General features: G+C 45.9%; 13 protein-coding genes. 2 read left to right on the forward strand and 11 right to left on the reverse strand.

The window, feature by feature from the left end; all coding sequences use genetic code 11:
- Positions 1 to 190: 190 nt before the first annotated feature.
- The 4 genes from H1230_RS19175 to H1230_RS19190 form a co-directional block, all read right to left on the reverse strand.
- Positions 191 to 4234: an S-layer homology domain-containing protein gene (locus H1230_RS19175; RefSeq protein WP_239711517.1), complete on the reverse strand. Its 4044-nt coding sequence runs from the start codon at positions 4232 to 4234 to the stop codon at positions 191 to 193.
- Positions 4235 to 4446: 212 nt separating this feature from the next.
- Complete coding sequence (locus H1230_RS19180; protein ID WP_239711518.1) at positions 4447 to 7869, reverse strand: GH36-type glycosyl hydrolase domain-containing protein; 3423 nt, start codon at positions 7867 to 7869, stop codon at positions 4447 to 4449.
- Between the two features lie 70 nt (positions 7870 to 7939).
- On the reverse strand, positions 7940 to 8698 hold the full coding sequence (locus H1230_RS19185) for an alpha/beta hydrolase (RefSeq protein ID WP_239717409.1): 759 nt from the start codon (positions 8696 to 8698) through the stop codon (positions 7940 to 7942).
- Positions 8699 to 8714: 16 nt separating this feature from the next.
- Positions 8715 to 9707 (reverse strand): LacI family DNA-binding transcriptional regulator, encoded by a 993-nt coding sequence (locus H1230_RS19190; protein ID WP_239711519.1) that lies wholly within the window; start codon positions 9705 to 9707, stop codon positions 8715 to 8717.
- Between the two features lie 607 nt (positions 9708 to 10314).
- Between H1230_RS19190 and H1230_RS19195 the strand changes: the two genes are divergently transcribed.
- Entirely contained in the window at positions 10315 to 11211 is an 897-nt protein-coding gene (locus tag H1230_RS19195; protein WP_239711520.1) for an alpha/beta hydrolase, read from the forward strand.
- Between the two features lie 93 nt (positions 11212 to 11304).
- On the opposite strand, the gene H1230_RS19200 is transcribed toward H1230_RS19195, so the two are convergent.
- Positions 11305 to 13245, reverse strand: a complete 1941-nt coding sequence (locus tag H1230_RS19200; protein ID WP_239711521.1) for a stalk domain-containing protein — start codon at positions 13243 to 13245, stop codon at positions 11305 to 11307.
- 227 nt (positions 13246 to 13472) lie between these two features.
- Here H1230_RS19200 and H1230_RS19205 point away from each other — a divergent pair, with 227 nt between their 5' ends.
- Entirely contained in the window at positions 13473 to 14780 is a 1308-nt protein-coding gene (locus H1230_RS19205; RefSeq protein WP_239711522.1) for a DUF5050 domain-containing protein, read from the forward strand.
- Positions 14781 to 14833: 53 nt separating this feature from the next.
- Here H1230_RS19205 and H1230_RS19210 read toward each other — a convergent pair whose 3' ends face one another.
- The 6 genes from H1230_RS19210 to H1230_RS19235 are packed head-to-tail and all read right to left on the reverse strand — an operon-like array spanning position 14834 to position 19788.
- On the reverse strand, positions 14834 to 16405 hold the full coding sequence (locus tag H1230_RS19210) for an ABC-F family ATP-binding cassette domain-containing protein (protein WP_239711523.1): 1572 nt from the start codon (positions 16403 to 16405) through the stop codon (positions 14834 to 14836).
- A 42-nt stretch (positions 16406 to 16447) separates the two neighbouring features.
- Positions 16448 to 16891 (reverse strand): OsmC family protein, encoded by a 444-nt coding sequence (locus H1230_RS19215; RefSeq protein WP_239711524.1) that lies wholly within the window; start codon positions 16889 to 16891, stop codon positions 16448 to 16450.
- 17 nt (positions 16892 to 16908) lie between these two features.
- Entirely contained in the window at positions 16909 to 17655 is a 747-nt protein-coding gene (locus H1230_RS19220) for an amino acid ABC transporter ATP-binding protein (protein WP_239711525.1), read from the reverse strand.
- 19 nt (positions 17656 to 17674) lie between these two features.
- Complete coding sequence (locus tag H1230_RS19225) at positions 17675 to 18319, reverse strand: amino acid ABC transporter permease (RefSeq protein WP_239711526.1); 645 nt, start codon at positions 18317 to 18319, stop codon at positions 17675 to 17677.
- Between the two features lie 43 nt (positions 18320 to 18362).
- Positions 18363 to 19184, reverse strand: coding sequence for a substrate-binding periplasmic protein (locus H1230_RS19230; protein WP_239711527.1), 822 nt, complete (start codon positions 19182 to 19184; stop codon positions 18363 to 18365).
- Positions 19185 to 19203: 19 nt separating this feature from the next.
- Complete coding sequence (locus H1230_RS19235; RefSeq protein ID WP_239717410.1) at positions 19204 to 19788, reverse strand: TetR/AcrR family transcriptional regulator; 585 nt, start codon at positions 19786 to 19788, stop codon at positions 19204 to 19206.
- Positions 19789 to 19793: the final 5 nt, after the last annotated feature.

The following is a 19793-nucleotide window of genomic DNA, read 5'->3' on the forward strand; positions in this document are numbered from 1 at the left end:
TTTTCACCGCTAAGGGGAATGAAAAAAATCTGGAGACCACAGCGATTGAAACAACGGTCCGTTCGCGGAGCGTCCTCACAAGCGCAATGTCTATCTGACTCCAAAAAAGAGCTGTCCCAAGCAGCCATTTCATGGCTTATGGGACAGCCCCTTTTACTTTTAATATAAATGACTTCAATTCCCTGCTGAACTAGATCAGCTTCAGTGCGCTTAACATTCGATAGATCATCTCGGCACTTTCGGCGCGAGTTGTGACCTTATTGGCTTGTATGCTAAAAGCATCCTTGATCTTAACAATACCCGCTTTCAGCACAACATCCACTGCCTCGGCGGACCAAGTCTTATATCCAGCGGAGGTATCGAACTTCACTACATAGCCTGTACTATTCTGCTGATTGCCTCCATAGAGAAGTGCTTGATACAATATAGCCACCATTTCCTGCTGCGTAATTGTCTGGTCGGGCTTGAAGCTGCCATCTGTATATCCTTTGAGTAGACCAGCCTGAACGGCCGCCGTCACTGCTTCGGCGTACCAAGCTCCCTGCTTGACATCTTTAAAGCCGGAAGTTCCAGATGTTGGGAGTATCCCAAGCGCTTTGACAAGCATAGTCGCTGCTTCCGCGCGGGTTACCGATGTATCTGGCTTAAATGAACCGTCACTATACCCTTTAACAACCGTGCGCACAGCCAATTTGTCTATCGCTGTTTTGGCAAAATTCGTGGCTGGCACATCCTTAAATTCGCCTTGACCTGCTACTAGCGAATAGACTGAGTTTCCTTTACGGTATATGGTTGCTGTGATCTTGTCACCGTCTTGCATGAACACAACCGGAACTGGTATTACTTGTCCACCGGAAGCATCAATCATTACCGCAGATAACGTTTCTCCTGACTGTACGGGTTTATTGATCGTAATAATGTGACCGATGTAACGGTCTGCAGTAGTAAGCTCAACAGCTGCTCCACCGGAGATTTGTTTGCTGATTGAGAATTCATAGGGTTGACCCACCTGCTGAATCTTTTGGGCGACTAGCAGCTTTTGTGCCGCCTCGGCAGATAAGCCCTTTAAAGGAGCCATGGTGAGAATAAAATCGGTTTTCTCTGCGTCAGTACCTGACTCACCAAAAAATCCAGCCGGAATAACAAACCCGCTTTCTGCGCCTTGGATCTGTAGAACTGCATCCTTATCTTTTCCAATAATTTTGCTTAATTGGCTTCCGCCAAGCGTTACTTTCATTACATCGGCACTCTCAGTAAGCTGGATAGTCATTGTATTGGCTTTTCCACTCCAATTGGCCAATTCAGTCTCCAATACCTTATCGTCCAGCTTAATGATTGCTTCGGAGCTTCCGTCTGCATTTTTACTGACTTCCGTTACTGCAAGTTTGCTTGAATTACTCTTGTCCACCACTGGTGTGACAATGCTCGGCAAACCGCCGCCACCGCCTAAACTACCTCCACCTGGGCTTCCACCATCTGGGCTTCCTCCACCCGAACTGCCGTTGGAAGAAGGATAATCCTTGACTACATAGAAGCTTTCATGTTTGCCAGGGGAAGTAACAGTAACCAGTAGTACATTGAACTCATCACTGAGATTAAGACCATTAACTTCAGCTAAAGTTTGTCCGGATGCTACTGTTTTCTCACCATACAACTCTCCAAAATAAGAATACACTCTAACCCTATCACCAGCATTTAACCCAACAACTTTAACGGAATCAGCAGCGCCTAGCGCATTTACTACTGTAATCTGACTAGGTTGTGGAGCTAGGGTCATCCGATCCAGAATTTCCACCAGAGAATATCCCGGCGCTCTGCTTCCATCATGATCCAGCAGATGAACACCGATTGCAATCGCTCCATCCGGTATGATTGTTCCTAGTGGAATGGACAGAACATAGTATGCTTGCCCTGAGCCTGCAATGATTCCAATAGGTTCTCCAATGCTGCCATCCTCGCCTTCAAAAGATACTTCATAGCTATCTCCGGAAATCTCCCCAACAGAGGCCTCAAAGCTAACTTTGCCTCCTATTGAAGCTAGAGACGTATCATAATCAAGCAGCTGAGGATTTTCAACATAATACGTATCGTAGTCCCAAAGTCGAATAATACGTTGTGAGTCTAGTTGCAGTACACTATTTTCAAAATCCTTTGATATAACTGGAATGATTCCAATCCTTTTGACCGATTTAGGTAGGGATTTACTCAATTTATGCACAAATGAACCGTCTGATTGTTTTTCGTAACTATGAATATAATCATCAAAGACACCAGTTACTGGATTATTGGAAGCATCATAATAACGAATACAGTAGCTGTTAACGGTCACGGCTGCTGGACCCGGAATTATCGTCAAATCCCCGTCGATCATAAGCGGGTCCCAGTCCTCATCTATAAAGAAGGCGTCAACAGGACGCATTCCGTCTACCAATTCACCCTTCAAGCTATCAAAACTGTCGAACCTGCTAAGCACAAACTGAGAACCATTTCCTGTAAACAGAATAAGCTTGCCATCTTTCTTAATATACCCATAGCCTGCCGTGAAGGGAAGTTTAAAGATAGGATTAAAAGTGTCCCTATCATAGATGGCATCCGTGCCCAGCACTAAATTTCCTTTAGCGAATAACAAGTGTGCGGAATAATAACCGTACTTATATTGTCCGTAGACCGTGCTCAGATCATTTGCGGCTAATCTTCGCGCACCATAATAAACGTATCCACTATCTTCAATGATTTCCTTAGTACCACTATTGTCCCCATCTGTAGTCTGCTGTAGAATCGCTCCAGTAGTAGTATCCATCTTATAAAGCTGACTTCTTGATGTGCCTGACTCACCAATATATAGAATGGACGAATCCGCATTCATCGTTAGATGTGGCGTACTATAGCTCACTGGATAATTCTTATAAACCGAATCAAATACGCCGATATTACCCCAAGAGCTAGAATTGACATAATAGACTTTGCCTATCCCTGCTGCAACATCCTTGGTTGGTTCCCCGACTTCAAGTTCTGTGATAGGAGCCATAAAGTTGCTTTCGTTCACTGTATCTATCTTGGCAATATGTGAACTGCCACTTAGCGCAACGTATATTATCCCATTTCGAATGTCAACGTCAACTGGATAGGAGCCGATGTAACGATCAGCAATGACCTTGAATGACTCACTGTCAATTTGCAGCAGTCGATTCGTATCCTTCGACACAGCGTATAGGTACTTTTCATTTTGTCCCATAACCAATGCATTTAGGCCGTGGTCTAATGAAATCACATCTTGACCATTCTGATATTCTATCGCCTTAGGAGTAACCGTAGGCAAATTTAAAGATCGCTTGCGTATGACCGTGGTCCCACTATCATTATTGAAAACGTTGCGGCTGTGGTCGACCACCATTAATAAGGTATAATCATTGCTGTTATCGCTGTAGGTGACCACGTTTATGCCTTCATCTTTGGTGTACACACCTAGCCTTGTATAGACATAAAGATCATCGATGGCCAAGATTCCTTCCATATTGCTGGAAATCATCCGTCCAGTCCGCTGATCGCGCTTCGAACCGGCATAAATATTCCCATCGTTTACTAGCAGAGGCGTACCACCTTGTTTAGACCAAATCTTTTCTCCATATGTCGCAAGATATGCACTAACTCTTGGATTGGTAATCCCCTCTTCCCCAGCAAACAGAAGATGTGTTTCCCGGTCAACAACCAGCTTCGGCTCATAAATTAAGTTCTCAATAATCGTATCTTTTCCAGTAAGTAAATCAATACGATGAATGTTGCACCACTGGTCACCAGTGGCATAATACAAGCTGTTGCCATCCACGGCAACCTGGTAAGGTTTCTCTTTCGTAGGAATAGGTGCCTCCAGAGTCTGGGTATCCAAATTAACAACAGCGATAAAAGTTGCACCGCTTAACGCTACATACAGCTTGTTATTCATCATATCCATGCCTCTAGGCTGACTTCCGACAGCAAGTCTTTTCTCGATTTGGAGGTTATCTTTGTTAATTAACAGCAATTGACTGGTTTCATAGGCCGTCGCATACAAATAACCTCTCTGATCATCCATTTTTATAGCTTCTAACTTCGAACCGGTATCGATAGATGTTTCCAACACAACTGAACCTAAGGCAGCAGCATTGGAAACGGCGGACCTGCCCGAATAAATACTGGAAAAACATAACGCAATAATACCTAACACGGCAATTTTTCTTTTGAAATTACGAATCATGCAAATGCTCCTCTTCCCATATCTTCTCACTCATTTCCCAGTATATTGTAAATCACAACTCTATGTATACATAAAAATATTCTATGATTTAGAGAATCGTTACCCAAGAAAAATAGCCCGTAATCTCCTTCTTTCCGATTAACGGAAAGAAGCGATCACAAGCCATTGTCCCCCATGTCAACCTGTCTGTTCCTACTACAGTTGAACTTTGCTTACATATAAATCTCCACAACCGTACCTTCTGCGGTACGAAGACTTTCAAAGTCGGCCCGTTTGATCCGCAAACCGCCTAAACGGTAAGGATTATCCAAGCGCTCAGCCTGCACCTCTCGGCCATTTACCGTTACTGAACGGAGGTGTCCCTCCGAGCAATGATAGATGAAGGCAGTCGGAGCACCCGCAAATTCAAAGTCAAAACGAGTTCCGTTCAGCTCATCCGGCAGGATAGGATCGATGATCAGGTCACCGCCGTCCTCACGTATGCCCAGCACATTGGAGATCAGCTGGTTCATGTAGATTCCGGGACCACTGGAATAAATTCTCCAGCCGCCCTTCACTGCAACCTTGCCACTGCGCAGTTCCTCAAAACGCTGCTGCGCTTCGTAACGGGTAGCGAATTTGCCATCCGAGCTGCTGAAATAGGCATTGCTCTGGCGCAGCTCTGCATTAGGCACAGCATCCCGGATACCAATCGGGTTAATGACAGCCAACCCTTTCCATACCTGATCGCGTTTGCCGATCTTAGCCATGGCCTCCACGAAGCGGATATGGGCATGTACATATTGCAATCCAATCTCACGGCCGAAATTGGCCGCTTGCTCTGCACGTTTGAAGTGCAGGCTGACACCGCCGGCATATTGCGCCGGACGATTCATTAGACGCACGCCATCAGGACACAGGAACTGCTCCTGGATCAGCTGGTAATGCGACTCCATCTGTTCAGGTGTAAGCAGCTCGCCAATCATACTGCGGGTCATTGGCAGCAAGCGGTACTGAATACCGGTCTCCTTGTCATCAGGATGAACCATCAGTTTGGCATCCTGCGGATCTTCAAAGAACAGAAAACCTGGAATCACATCCGTTCCCAGCATGTACTGGTTGAAATCGCTTTTGATCCCTTCTGCTAGCTGTTTCAGTTCATCCGACCAGCCAGTATCTACACCTTGCAGCACTCCAGACAACCCCAGTACCGTTTGATAAGTCAAAGCGACCGTCCAACTACTGACCATATACTGCTTCAATTGGGCGTTTGCAGGCTGGAGCGTATCGTCCCAATCCCCATCGCCGTAAGAGGACAGGTACGTGTCATGCAGGAAATGCGATTTGATATAATCCAGTTCCTTGATCGCATGCTCGCGAACCGAAACCGTCGTCTCCGTGAAGTCGAAGCTGTGCTTGCGTGTATATGGAACTTGCTCATCCAATAGTGCATAATCGCGGGTCACCCGTAAATAATCGCCCAATACTTTAAGTGGCCAGACAATAATGTCGCCATGACTTTCTTCCTGCTGAATGCCAGCATACTTGTCGAACATAAACCATTGCGGCCAAGAGCCATCGTCCTCATATTGATGGGCAAATACCTGCAATAGGATCTCCCGCACTTGTTCGTAGTTGTGAGTAGCCAAGAAATATTCCACTGGGCCTTGGCAAACATCGCGAGTACCCCAGGCTGCACCGCCGTACTGCTCTAGTCCATGCGGCATCGAGTAGTGAACGAGCATATTGTGAGTATACCACCAAGCCAAAGCGTTAACCTTGAACAGTTCCCCTTCAGCTCCGCCCTGCTTGGTCAGCTTGAAGCCATTCATGACGTCGGCAAAAAATTCGCGGTAACGCAGAATCTCATCATCTACCGTATGAGTAGTGAATGGAAGTTCTCTGCCATCCAGCACTCCTTGCACCGTTAAAGTCCAATCGGAGCTTGAATCTAGTTCAAGGACAACAAGGGAAGAGCTACCTTGCAACATTCCATCTACCGCTCCTTGGATCTCTCCTTGCAGCGATCTTTCTACGAGCAGGGACTCATCGCCCAGATGGTAAGACGCACCATCCAAGATCATACGGTAGGCCAGATCCGGATATACGGATGCGCTGGAACCCGACTTCTCAGCGCGGAATGTCAGCATTCGACCATTCGCGTCCTGAGACATTTGATAAGGTACTTCGTACTCGGAGATATTCATCGTAATCTGATTGCTAACCAGGAAGCGGTAGGCTGTCCCGCTTACAGAAGTAACATGCAGCTTTATTTCCGGTGAATCCATGGTTGTATGATTCGTTATGACCAAAGTTTCGGATGCCGTTTTATAATACCAACGAACATAATTGAAGCCGATTTCGAATAACGAAGGCATTGTTAACAAATGGTATTGCCCATCCATCTCCACATAAATGCGCTGACCCGACGTTTTGTACACATTCAATGCGCTGCGGGCATTAGACATCATTTTATTGAAATTTGTATTGCCAACTACGACCTGAGAATTAAAAATACCGTACATGTACGAGGTAGTTGAAATCACTTCCGGGTTCTGCCGCGCATTGTCCCCGCTCATCAGAATATGCCCATGCGGACGTTCGACGAGAAGTTCCTTGCTCTTGAGTACGACATGTTCGTAGGTGTCTGTAAAGAAGGCTAATAACTGATCGCCTGCCCATTCCTCCTCAAATCTCTGTGGGAACAGGGCAGTCAGTTCCTCTTCCAGCATCGTCTCGGTTTGTAGGGGGCTACCCAGTTGCGGAGACACTGCCACACGATTCAACCAAACGCTACTCTCGGATACATTGTCCAGAGTCTGCATCTTCTCCCAAGCTTGGTGCAGAGAGGATTGATACTCAAGCTCCGAGATCGCGGCGGGATGATCTTCACGGAAGAGTCCGTAAAAGGTGAAGCGGGCTTGACCATTCAAATCTATTAGACCAGATTGAAGCGCCGTATAGGCAAATTCGTATTGGTAGACTTCATTTGCTAGTCTCTCCTGAAATAATGCCTCCGGTCTGTCTGTTTCCTTATAAGATAATCCGAAGAACTGAAAACCATCGGTGGAATATCCGGCTGCTCCTGTGAGTAATCCCTGCTGAAGGTACGGGAACTTGCCGTCTTGCGGCTGATTCTGGCGCGAGCAGACCACATATCCTTTTTCCTTATCTTCAAATACAGTATGATCGATATATTGGGATAAATAGGCTTCATTGCTCAAGACTGCACCGGGAGAGGCAATGCCTACGTCCTGCGTATATATAATATCCAACAGCACATCTGTGCCTTCAACCGTTACATCCCAGAACCAGATTCCATTCTCCGCCAGCGTAAATATTACCTGATAGCGGATGATTTCTTTAAGTTCTTGACCTGCCTGCTCAGGAAGAATCTCCCCCTGCCATACCAGGCGGTCGCCATCCTGGCGGAAACGGCTGCCCGATTTGACACCTAGCAGTGGAAACGCTTGAATACCTTCCTGTAGATGCAACCTAATGTACAGATTCCCTGGCGCTCCGTCAACCACATTGGACAGCAGCTGATTGATCATCATCTTGCCACCGAATGCCTGATAGAGGTCCCCGCTTTCCAGAAACGTAAAGGTTAATCCGGCTTGTTGAAGAGACCGTTTGGAACTTGTGATCGTTGTCATTTCTTCGCACTCCCTTATCTCTTGGCGGCTTAACGCCGCTAATATTCTGTCATTATTGTTGCCTTCTCACTTACAGCGGAAGCCAGTCCAGCACCCGTCGCAACTGTCGATCCCAATAGCCCCATTCATGCTCACCAGGACCTTCTTCATAGGTGACTTGAAGGCCTATTTGTCTGGCATGCTCCAGAAATGAACGATTGCCGTCATATAAGAAATCTTCCGTACCGCAACACTGGAATAACAAGGGCTGATTTCCCATAAGGGCAACCTTGTCAGATAGAGCGAACAGATCATCATCGCTATCCTGAAGTTCGCCTACAGATCCAAAGATCCGTTCCACTTCTCCTATATGAAAACCATTCGGACCGCTTACGCGCCCAACAATGTCTACACCGCCAGACAGACTCGCTGCTGCCGCATAAATCTCCGGATGGCGGAGTGCCAGCTTGAAGGCCCCGTATCCCCCCATCGAGATACCGGCTACGAAAGTATCCTCTCTCCTGCTGGATATTGGAAAAAGCTTCTGCACCAATTTCGGCAATTCTTGGCTTAAGTAAGTGAAATAGGACCCGCCCTGCTTCATATCCGTATAATAGCTGCGGTCCACGCGTGGCAGTATAAGTGCCAACCCTTTGTCTTCAGCATAACGCTCAATAGCGGATTGACGTGTCCATTCCGTATGGTCGCCTCCCAGTCCGTGCAGCAGATACATAACGGGCAGCTTTCCACCACGTTCGGCACGGAGCGGAGCATTCAGTGGAATCATTGCATTAACTTCCGTTGACATGCCCAGTGTTTCCGAGAATAGTGATACTTGAACAAAAGCCAACATGAATCATCTCCGATTAACTGTGAGTTGTGACCGACTTGCGTTCAATCAGCTCAATCTTGAGCTTGTAGAAATCATTTACAGTTTCGCCATTCAATTTCTGAAACAACAGGTGACCCGCCAAAGAACCGGACTCATACATCGGTTGTCGGATCGTTGTCAGCGGAGGCTGAATATACTCAGCCAATTGAATATCATCGAATCCAATCACTGAAATCTCATCGGGTACGGAAATTCCGCCTTCTTCGAACGCCTTCATGCCGCCGACCGCCATTTCATCATTAGCATAAAAGATAGCTGAGGGAAGCTCACCCTGCATCAGCATCATCTGGGTCGCCTTATAGCCGCCATCACGGATAAAGCTGCCGCTTAACTTCCATTTTGCTTTTTCTTCAAGTCCAGCTTCGTGCATCGCCCGTAAATATCCTTGATAACGCAGCGTATTGTTGTATGAATTGGCAGGGCCGCTAATGTAGGCGATGGTGTTATGGCCTTTTTCAATCAGATAACGGGTTGCGCTGTAACCCCCCTGCTCGCCATCGACCACTACGTTGATAAGCCCCTCCCCGGAAATTAAACGATCCATCACGATAATTGGAAAGCGACTGCCCGCCGCAGCCTGTAAAATTTCATCCGTTATATTGTGGGCCAGCACGATGGCGCCATCCACTCTTTTTTCCAGCAAAAATCGAACTGCCGTTGAATCCTTTCCGCCCATCGAACTACAAGCGATAAGATCATACGAGTGGGACAACGTTACATCCTGTATACTGCGGATCAGTTCCGAATAATACGGACCGGACAAATCCGTCAAGATCAACGCAATCGTATTGGTTCGGCTTCTTTTTAGATCCATGGCAAAACCATTCTTCTGATAGTTCAGCTGTCTTGCCGCTTCTAGTACCTTTTCTTTAGTCACGGCACTAACCTTGCTGTCACCACTAAGCGCATACGAAGCCGTCGACAGCGCCACGCCTGCCAGCTTGGCCACATCCTTAATCGTTGCCATTCACATCAACCTTTCCCCACAATAAAACTATGACGCTCATTAATAGAACCCTTTCATCGAAACGTTTCGATTATCTCCAAAAAAAATATTGTTTAAAATATCAAATAACATTGACTAAGAATATAGATCTATCTCAAAATCAGGGGTTGATACAGTGCACCGGACTGAGAAGCCCCTATTTGTTCGAAATCAGGCGATTTGAGGATTTGACGGACACCAGTGACGTTATTGACCCAATTCCATCCCTAAAGAACCTGTTTTTGCTTCAATAGTGTCTTCTGAGTCCGCTTCCTGTTTCCAACCTCCCCCATATGCGTTATAGGGGCTCTACAGTCCGCCAGATTTGATCCATAACTATTCAGGCTTAGTAAGTTTGTCTCGTTGTTCTTTTACTCGAATCGTTTCGATGTCACTATTATAATTCTAGTTGTTAGCGATTTCAAGCGTAATTTATACAAAGCTAGATTTTTGTATACGAATACCTAGTAGCATTTCACCTGATTCCCGTATACACCAACCTTGTTTAAGTACCTTTCCTATGAGAAGATGAAGGAAATAGTAATATTTGGGTAATGTCTGTACACATACGAAGACAAGGGGGATTGTTATGAAGATGGGTTATATGGCTATTACATGTATTCTACTTTTGGGATCATTAGTCTCTGGCTGCTCCAATAAAGAACAGGCAGAAACAACTACTGCAACTGCAGCAGTTATCAATGAACCGACTAATGCGTCGACAGAGTCAACCTTACCCAATGTTCAGAAGATTACCTTTTACAGCGAAGCTTTAAGCAAGGATATGAGATTTAATATTTATCTGCCCATAGGTTATCAATCAGAGAATAAATATCCTGTCCTTTATTTAATTCATGGATATGGCAGCAATGAAACGATGTGGTTGTCAGGCCTTGGGTTGGATAAAACCGCGGATAAGCTGCAGATTGAAGGCAAAATCAAACCGCTGATCATTGTAACTCCCCAAATCGACAATAGCTATGGATTTAATTCTACATCTGCGGGCAATTATAGCGATTACCTGGTTAAAGACCTTATTCAATATGTGGACAGTCACTTTAGTACTGATGCGATCAGAGGAAGCCGATATATCGGTGGATTGTCGATGGGTGGATGGGCAGCCCTGTATAATGCCTTTACACACCCTGAATTATTCAGCAAAGTAGGGGGTCATAGTCCTGGACTTTGGGTAGACGATTGGACAAATACTGGTGACCTCCAATATTGGCTCTATCCAACTGACGAGATTCGAGCGCAAAGAGATCCTATCCTGCTTGCGGAAACTCAAGATTTGCAGGGATTATCTGTCTATCTCGATTGCGGGGATGAGGACAGCTATAAATTTTATTTGGGTACCGAGGCTCTCTACAAAAAACTGCAAAGCCAAAACGTCAAATCGGAATATCACCGATCACCCGGCGGACATGAAGATAACTACTGGAGAACACACGAGAGCGAATATTTGCTATTCTACGCCGGTAAATAATGCGGGTAACTGGTTAACAGAATGCAAAAAGGACGCCCGGCGTTATGCCAAAAGGGCGTCCTTTTTGCTGCAGTGGTAGCGTGCTACATGGCCTCAGCTTGTGTAAATCATCGAGACAACACCGTTTGTAAAGGTTACGTAATTATAATAAGCGTACTGCCAGGTTTCCACTTGAATTCCGCTGCCTTGCATCGCAGATTTATTTACTGGCATTCCCCAGCTTAGTTCGACTTGTTGCTTGGTCATGCCCGTAGAAATTTTACCTGCTTTTATCTTGGCCCAAATGGCATCAGAATACTTATAGGTCTTGTAAGGATCGACTGTGAAGAAATATTGCTTATTGCCAAGAGTCTGAAGTAATTCTTCTCCTGACATCTCGTAGGAATTCAGAATTTTACCTGAAGGGAATTTCAAGGCGATGGCATACCGACCTTTATAATCTGGCAGGACATCGACAATGGTCACTTTTTGAAAGCGATAATTGGAGTCGAAATTGTTGATCCAGTAGGTTTTTCCGATCAGCTTGGCGAGATTCCCCTGCGCTTTTTTCTTAACGATTTGGTCCGTTTGCTTCGTCTGCACGGACAGCTCAGCTTTGCCGAAATTGACTATCATCGTCTGGTACGTTCCATCCCAATTTAATTGGGCACCAAGTGCCGTCTTCAACAGCGATGCCGGAAATACAGCTGTGCCGTCAACAGTCTGTACCTTGCCCGTCATTTTAACCTTTGTTCCGTTCACTACGGCAACATCGCTGCCTAACTGAAGCTGGATGGGCAGCGCACCTAACTTGATACTGAATATTTTGGTAGCGGCATTAGCTTGAACAGTGGCTCCCATTGTCTGAAACACTGCCTGCACCGGCAAATACATAGTGCCTTTAATAAAGGCTCCATGGTCAATTGTATATTCCGCACTGATGGAGACGTTTATTGTTTTGGAGGCTGAACCTGCACGAACAGTCACTTTCGTCTCCCCTACCCCTGTTGCTTTTAGCGTGCCGTCCGCTTGTTTTTGCAATAAGTATGGTTTCTCAATGACAAGGTCTGCTTCAGCCAGCGGTATGCGCTTGGACGAACCATTGGACCAATTTTCATATATTTGCACCGGAACCTTATCACCAATAGTTAAATCCGTTGCATCCATTTGAAAGGTCAAATCGGTAATGCCGGGAAGTACTAGCATCTCTAACTGATCCGTTTTGGTATCGTATGCTGCCAAGCTGCCATCTTGCTGACGGATGATAATCGAATCACCCGAGTTTGCAACCAGTCCCGTAACCCCACTAAGCTTGGAATACGTCTTAATCAGTTTGTACGCGTCACTACTGGAAGAACTGGTAGTCGAGACAGTGCCATCTTTTAATAGAACTACTAGCTTGCCATTTCCGTCAAACATGGCATCTGCTGCGTTATCCGTCACCGTTGTCGGTATATATTTGGTGAGATCGTCTTTATCAAAAAGATAACGGGAATACAGAACTACTTTACCAGACTTAAGTACAACCGCAACTTTGTCTACTAGTCCAGCGGCAATGGATGAAACTTCAGAGGCACTATTAAATTGATCTACTTTTTTGCCAAACATGTTGCTAGCCTTCAGTTCCCCCGACCGGGACAAGGTTACAAGCCCACCATCTCGCGTACTGATCATTACAATATCGGAATAGTCCGTTAAATGCTCACCGTCAAGGGTCCATACCGTGCCATCAGCTTTCAGCGCGTAGTTTCCATTAATCTGAATAAAGCCACTTTGATCCGGTAGTAATTTAGGCGCGTCACTTCCCCACAGCAACATCAGCTTACCGTCCTTGGTCAGGCCGTAACCGCCCTGAAGTTCAGCAATATTATAGTTCTTCTGCTGATAGCCTTCACTGTCTACTTCTTGAATCCAGACTGAGCCATCACTCAGCAAATAGTTTCCCCGATCATAGTCAACAATAGCCGACTCTGCTGCCTGCGCGGTGTTGACAGGTCCCGGAATCGCTATTGCAACTGCAATTGCTGCAGCTAGGCTCCACTTGAAATATTTCATTTACCAATTTCCCCCTCTACATATAATCCTTCATAACTTTATCATATTCTCAATGTTTTTCTAGTAGATAAATAGAAAATATTTCACATTATGAGAGTGAATATTAGTTCTTAGGGCTCATCTACCAGGAATATTATGGGTCTTCCGATTTATTACATTTTGTCTCCAATGACCGATATCTTAATAGGGTATTATACATAATTTTATTTTTGAAAAGGAGCTTGTGAATGGAACGGTCTCGTCTGTATTTGAAAAGAACATTTTTTGCATTACTGATCATTGCGTTAGCAATGATTGGAACAACAGGAGGAGGTTTGAAACCAAAAGTCGCCTCAGCAGCGGCTTCATTAGAAGGTTATGTTTATTACGTAACGGACAGTGATTTATACCGGGTACGAACCGGCGGAGGTGCCGCCCAGAAAATCAGTGAAGATTTTACAGGAACAGGACTTGAATCGTCAGGCAATTATCTCTACTTTACATATGATGAGAACTCAACGGACCTGCAGCGTTTGTCCCTAACCGACCCTGAAGCCCTGATCACCAGCGTTGGTGGCGACAACAAAATTATTAATTACAAACTAGATGGTGGTTTTTTATATTTCATGGATGATCAGGGCGGCATTTACCGTTCACTGGCTAACGTCGAAAATGATGATGAGGCTACATTGATTGCGGATTCAGCGAATACAGAGTATCCTGACTTTACTATCGTTGGGGGCAGAATCTATTACAATGCATTGAAAGAGGGCAGTACGAGCTGGGTGGCCTCCAAAGCTAAAGACGGCAGTGGAGTTGTTCAATGGATTGCCAAGGGAGTCATTCCTAATACTAACTACGCCCATATTAATACCACAAACTTATACCTTTTGGTAAATACACAGCCAGAAGAAACACAATATTCACGCAACTGTATGGTCCTTTACACACTACCCCTTAATGGTGGAAGCCCCAAAGCAATAAATGCGAAAGCTCCACTGGATCTAAACGCCGCCTATTCGGGCATGTGGGCTAGCGACTATTACCTAATCAATAAAGGAATGGTTCTCGGAGCCAATGATGATTATGATTATTCCAAAGCCAAAGGATTCCTGATGGACAAGAACGGCAAAACCTTTCAATTAAGTCAAACCGGAGTTAAGGATATTGCCGATTTAGGTGGTAATAAGTTTGCTTATGTAGATTCCAAGAACAAAACCTATGTAAGCACTATAGCTAACGGTAAAGTGACCACTACAAAGGCACTACCCTTAAGTAATGCCAACTCAGTCCTTACCCTAAAAAATGGTGATAAAATAGGAAGTACGGTCTTTTTTACAAACACCGGAGCCTATGTCCTGAATGCCAACTTGACATTAACCAAAATGATCGGTGTAACTTGGGATAATGTCGCTTTCACTGATAATATCGCAAGTATATACTATATAAATGCGGGCGATAATGAACATTTGTACCGAATGAACGCTGATGGTAAGTCTACGCTAAAGCTCTCTAATGTGCCTACCGAAAGTATTCCATTGGTTTCCAGTCACTAAATAACGAAGGGCGGAGTTCCGATTACTGGAACCCCGCCCTTTGTCTGTTCACTCTATACGTTCTGCTCGCTGATCCCCAACACCGGATCGAAGGTAAGCATCTTGGTCGCTATTTTGTCGATAAAGAACCGATCATGACTTACTGTAATAACGGCACCAGGGAAATGAAGCAGTGCCTGTTCCATGACCTGAATGCTTGTGAGATCCAGGTGATTGGTAGGCTCATCCAATATAATGACAGCAGCGCCAGAGAGAAGACATTTGGCAAGCGCTACACGGGCCTGCTGACCACCGGACAGATTGCCAATGAACTTGCTGAGATCCATTTCCGAAAATTGCAGCATGGAGAGGAATTTGTTTACTTTTTTGCGCGTAGCATTTAAGCCAAGACCGGAAATGTTTACAGCATGGCTAACTGTATCCTTGAGATCAAGCTCGTCCCACATCCGATTAAAATAAGCATAGCTAACTCCACGCTCCCAAGTAACCGCACCGGATTCAGGTTGCTCTTGCCCCGTAAGTACCTTAATCAACGTGGATTTCCCACTGCCATTCGGTCCGACAATCACCAAACGATCCTCTTTCTGAATATCGAAGCTGATGTTCTGGAAGATCGAGCGTCCATCATAGGTCTGGCTGATTCCTTTGACTTCGCATAATCGGTCAGGGAATCGCAGATTCTCATAGATATCCGTAATAAGCACATTTACAGGATGCGGTTCGACCTGTTTTTTCATATCCGCTAGCTTGCGGGAAAGCCGATCTTTGGAGGTTTTTTTCTGCGCACGGGTATCAATCGCTTCGTTCTCCATGATTAGCAACTCTTCTTCCCATTCGAACTGGCGGTCCAGCACCTTCTTGCGCATCTTCTTCTTCCGCACGTAATCGGTATAATTGCCTTCGTACTCCTGAAAATGATAATTCTCAATTTCAATCGTGCGCGTCACGACTCTGTCGATAAATTGCCGGTCATGTGAGACTAGAATCATCGCTCCATTAAAGCGGTTCAACCACTGTTCCAACCACACTAAACCTTCCATATCCAAAAAGTTAGTCGGCTCATCGAGCAATACCACATCTGGCATCTCTATGAGAATTTTGGCCAAGGCTGCACGGTTTCTCCAACCTCCGGACAACTCGTCAACCGGCTGATGGCGCGACCGTTCATCAAAACCCAGCTTGGTCAGCACCGTGTTAATCTCGACGGAGACATTCCAGCCATCCAAATGCTCCATTTGATCAAATAGCTCTGCTTGCCGCTCCAAGAGTTTATCCATGTCATCATTCTCTGTAACCTGGCCCATTTGCTCGCCAATCTCCTGCAGCTCTTTCTCAATAAGCGCAACCTGCTCGAAGCACAGCTCCAACTCCTGCTGCACAGACAAGCCGCCGCTTAGCTCCGAGAATTGGGAGAAATAACTGATCTTCACTAGAGGGTCCAGCTCCACTTTCCCTGCTGTTGGTTCCTCTTTCCCCATAATTAGCTTAAACACAGTTGATTTGCCAGCACCATTGCGCCCGATCAGACCAATCCGTTCCCCTTTACTTACCCGAAAATAAATATCGCGAAAAATCAGGGTATCTTCATATTTCTTAGTGACATTCTCCATGCGGATAACGCTCAAGTCTCTTCACTCCTCTTGTTCACTCAAGAGTTGATTATAACATTAGATTGCTTTCTCTGGCTTCTCAGGTTTCTCTACCTCTACTCCATTGAGAATTAGATGCAAGGTGATGTCTGCTTTGAGTGAATCGGAGACGGCACAGTACTTCTCTTCTGCCATCAGGATGGCTTTCCAGAGTCGATAATCGGGCACGTCCCCATCGATATGAAAGTTCAGGTCAATCGCCGTAAATCCGGAAGGACTTACTTCTTTGCGCGTTCCATCCGCTTCAATTTCGAGTCGGGTGATTCCGGGCAGGAACCGATCCAGAATCATCGTGATATCGATGCCCATACAGCCTCCCAAACCAGCCAGCAGCAATTCCATTGGGGTCATGCCTTCACCGTTTCCGCCGTATTTAGGAGTTGCATCCATCCCTACAGAGTAACCGGAAGGACCCATAGAAGTGAACATCCGTTTGCCATTCCAAGTTGTCGATACTTTCACTTATATAACCTTCTTCCTTAAATTTCACTGATCTGACGCAAGAATTTCCGCGTCCGTTCCTCTTGTGGATCTTCAAAAAACCGCTGCGGAGCGGCTTCTTCAATAATACTTCCATCAGCCATAAAAATGATTGAGGTAGCCACTTCACGGGCAAACTTCATCTCATGCGACACGACCAGCATCGTCATGCCCTCCTGGGCCAGCTCACGCATTACGCTCAGCACCTCTCCTACAAGCTCGGGATCAAGCGCAGAAGTAGGTTCATCAAACAACATTACTGCGGGTTCCATAGCCAGCGAACGGGCAATCGCCACTCTTTGTTGTTGCCCACCGGAGAGTCGGGAAGGGTAGGAATCCTCACGATCTGCCAGTCCTACACGGTAGAGTAGCTTCCGGCCCATAGCTACGGCTTGGTCCTTCGGCAGCTTCTTCACGGTGATCAAACCTTCGATCACGTTGCCGAGCGCTGTTTTATGTGGATATAGATTAAATTGCTGGAAGACCATCCCGCTCTGCTTGCGGATATTTCGAGTGGCCAGCTGTCGCGAACGTCTAGATGCTGTGGCATCCACCACGATTCCATTCACTTCAAAGCTGCCCCCCGAGATGTCCTCCAGACCATTCAGACAGCGAAGCAGCGTACTTTTGCCTGAGCCGCTCGGTCCTAGGACGACGACAATATCTTTTGCAGCTACTTGTATATTAATGCTCTTCAGCACTTCAAGATCTTGAAAATGCTTGGATAAGCCTGTAGTCGTTATCATGTTAACGTCATCTCCATGTTCAGTAAGCTTTGGCTAATCTCCGTTCAAACCGCTCCAGAATGAAGGCCAGCCCTGTACTCATGATCCAATACATAATCCCGATTCCCAGATAAAAAGGCATATATTGATAGTATTGGGCAATGAGTAGCTGTGCTTGACGCAGCAGTTCGCTGACCGTGATGACCGAAACGAGTGAGGTTTCCTTCAGCATCCCAATAAACGTATTCCCCATAGGTGGAATGGCAATCCGCATGGCCTGAGGCAACACAATCCTGCGCATCGCCTGCCATGGTGTCATTCCCGTTGAATAAGCAGCCTCGAGCTGTCCCTTCGGGACAGACAGGATGGCGCCGCGAAACGTCTCAGACAAGTAGGCACCAGCATTCACACTAAGCGCAATATAGGCTGCTGTCAGGGAGCCAAGCGTAATTCCATAATCCACAAGCCCATAATAAATGATCACTATCTGCACCAAGAGCGGAGTTCCGCGGATAATGGATACATAGAAACGGGCAATCCACCGAATCGGCAGATTCCCTTTCAGCCGGGCGACAGCCACCACTAGTCCGATGATCAGACCGAAGAACATAGAGACAATCGTCAATAATAAGGTATAGCCTGCGCCCTTCAGCAAGAAGGGCAGATTGTCGAACACGAGTTGCATAGGTTATTATCCCCTTCCCGCCTTAGGGCGCACGCTCCAATATTTATTTTGCGGGTGCCTCACCGAACCATTTCTGGAAAAGAGTGTCGTATGTGCCGTCAGCCTTCATATCCGCTAATGCTTTATTCATGGCATCACGCAGCTCCGTATTATCCTTGCGAAGAGCTACACCCGCCATATCCGATTTGATCGCTTCGCCAACCGCTTTAATCTCAAAGCCATTCTCATCGACAATCGGCTTCAGGGCATAGAGATTATTAATGGTAGCATCAATACGGCCTGCATCCAGATCCTTCAGTGAGGTAATAACATCATCATATGTCTTGATCTCAAATTTACCGACTTTCGGCAGCACTTCAGTACGTAGGTAAGTTTCATCGTTTGTTCCCAGTCCAACCCCAATCGTCTTGCCCTTAAAGTCTTCCAGCTTCGTGATATCCGTATTGTTGGTGTTGACGATGATCTTGACATTGTTCGTGATGTAAGAATCCGTGAAATCGATTTGCGCCTTGCGTTCATCCGTTATCGTAACTTGGCTAATAACGATATCGAATTTCTTCGCTTGCAGACTTGGGATCAGCCCGGAGAAATCCTGAGTCGTGAACTCTGCTTTCACTCCAAGACGTTTGGCAATTTCCTTAGCGATATCAGGATCAAAGCCATCTACTTCTTTCTGTTCATTCAAAAAGGTATACGGCGGATAGGTGCCCATTGTACCTACCTTGATCACACCTGCTGCTTTGATTTGTTCCAGTTCATTTGTGGCTTTCGTTCCCGCGTCGGAGTTCCCTCCGCAAGCGCTTAGAACCAGACCGAACACTGCTAGAGCTGTAATTGTAACCACGGCAAATTTACGTTTTATCATATTGTTTCTCTCCCTTTATCTATATTCTTCCCAACAGTCCGTAAAATTCAAAACTAGCCAATTCACTAGCTAATTGCTGGGCAGACGCCTTCGCAACCTTAGTATGAATTTCTTCGGAGCCAAATAACCAACGCGAGATCAAACCGTCAAACATACTCATCAACAAAGCCGCGCGAAGCTCTATCTCTATTCCCTCCGGCAGCATTTTCAGTTCTATCGCTCTTTCGATATTACGGCGAAAAGCTTGCTCCATCGCATTGCGAGTGTTGGAAATACTGTTCCTTATCGTTTGATCAGCTCCATTCCCCATCAAGAGGATCTCCATAAGATGGCGATTCTCGGCGGCGAAATCGAACAACCGGTGGAACAGCGCTTCTGAAGCTTGAACCATGTCCGCTATATCTCCGGGATCTTGACGGTAGCCTTGAGCGATAGCTTGCAGCAGTTGTTCCTTGCCCGTTTCTATAATCTCCAATGCAATGGATTCCTTACTCTTAAAATGCCAGTAAAAGGTCCCTTGGGCTACGCCCGCTTCCTGAACGATGTCAGATATTTTCGTCTGATGGTATCCGTTCCGGGCAAATTTCTTTAGGGCAATCTGCATCAACT

Source organism: Paenibacillus sp. 19GGS1-52 (genome assembly GCF_022369515.1).
In the GTDB taxonomy this organism is placed as follows: domain Bacteria; phylum Bacillota; class Bacilli; order Paenibacillales; family Paenibacillaceae; genus Paenibacillus_AQ.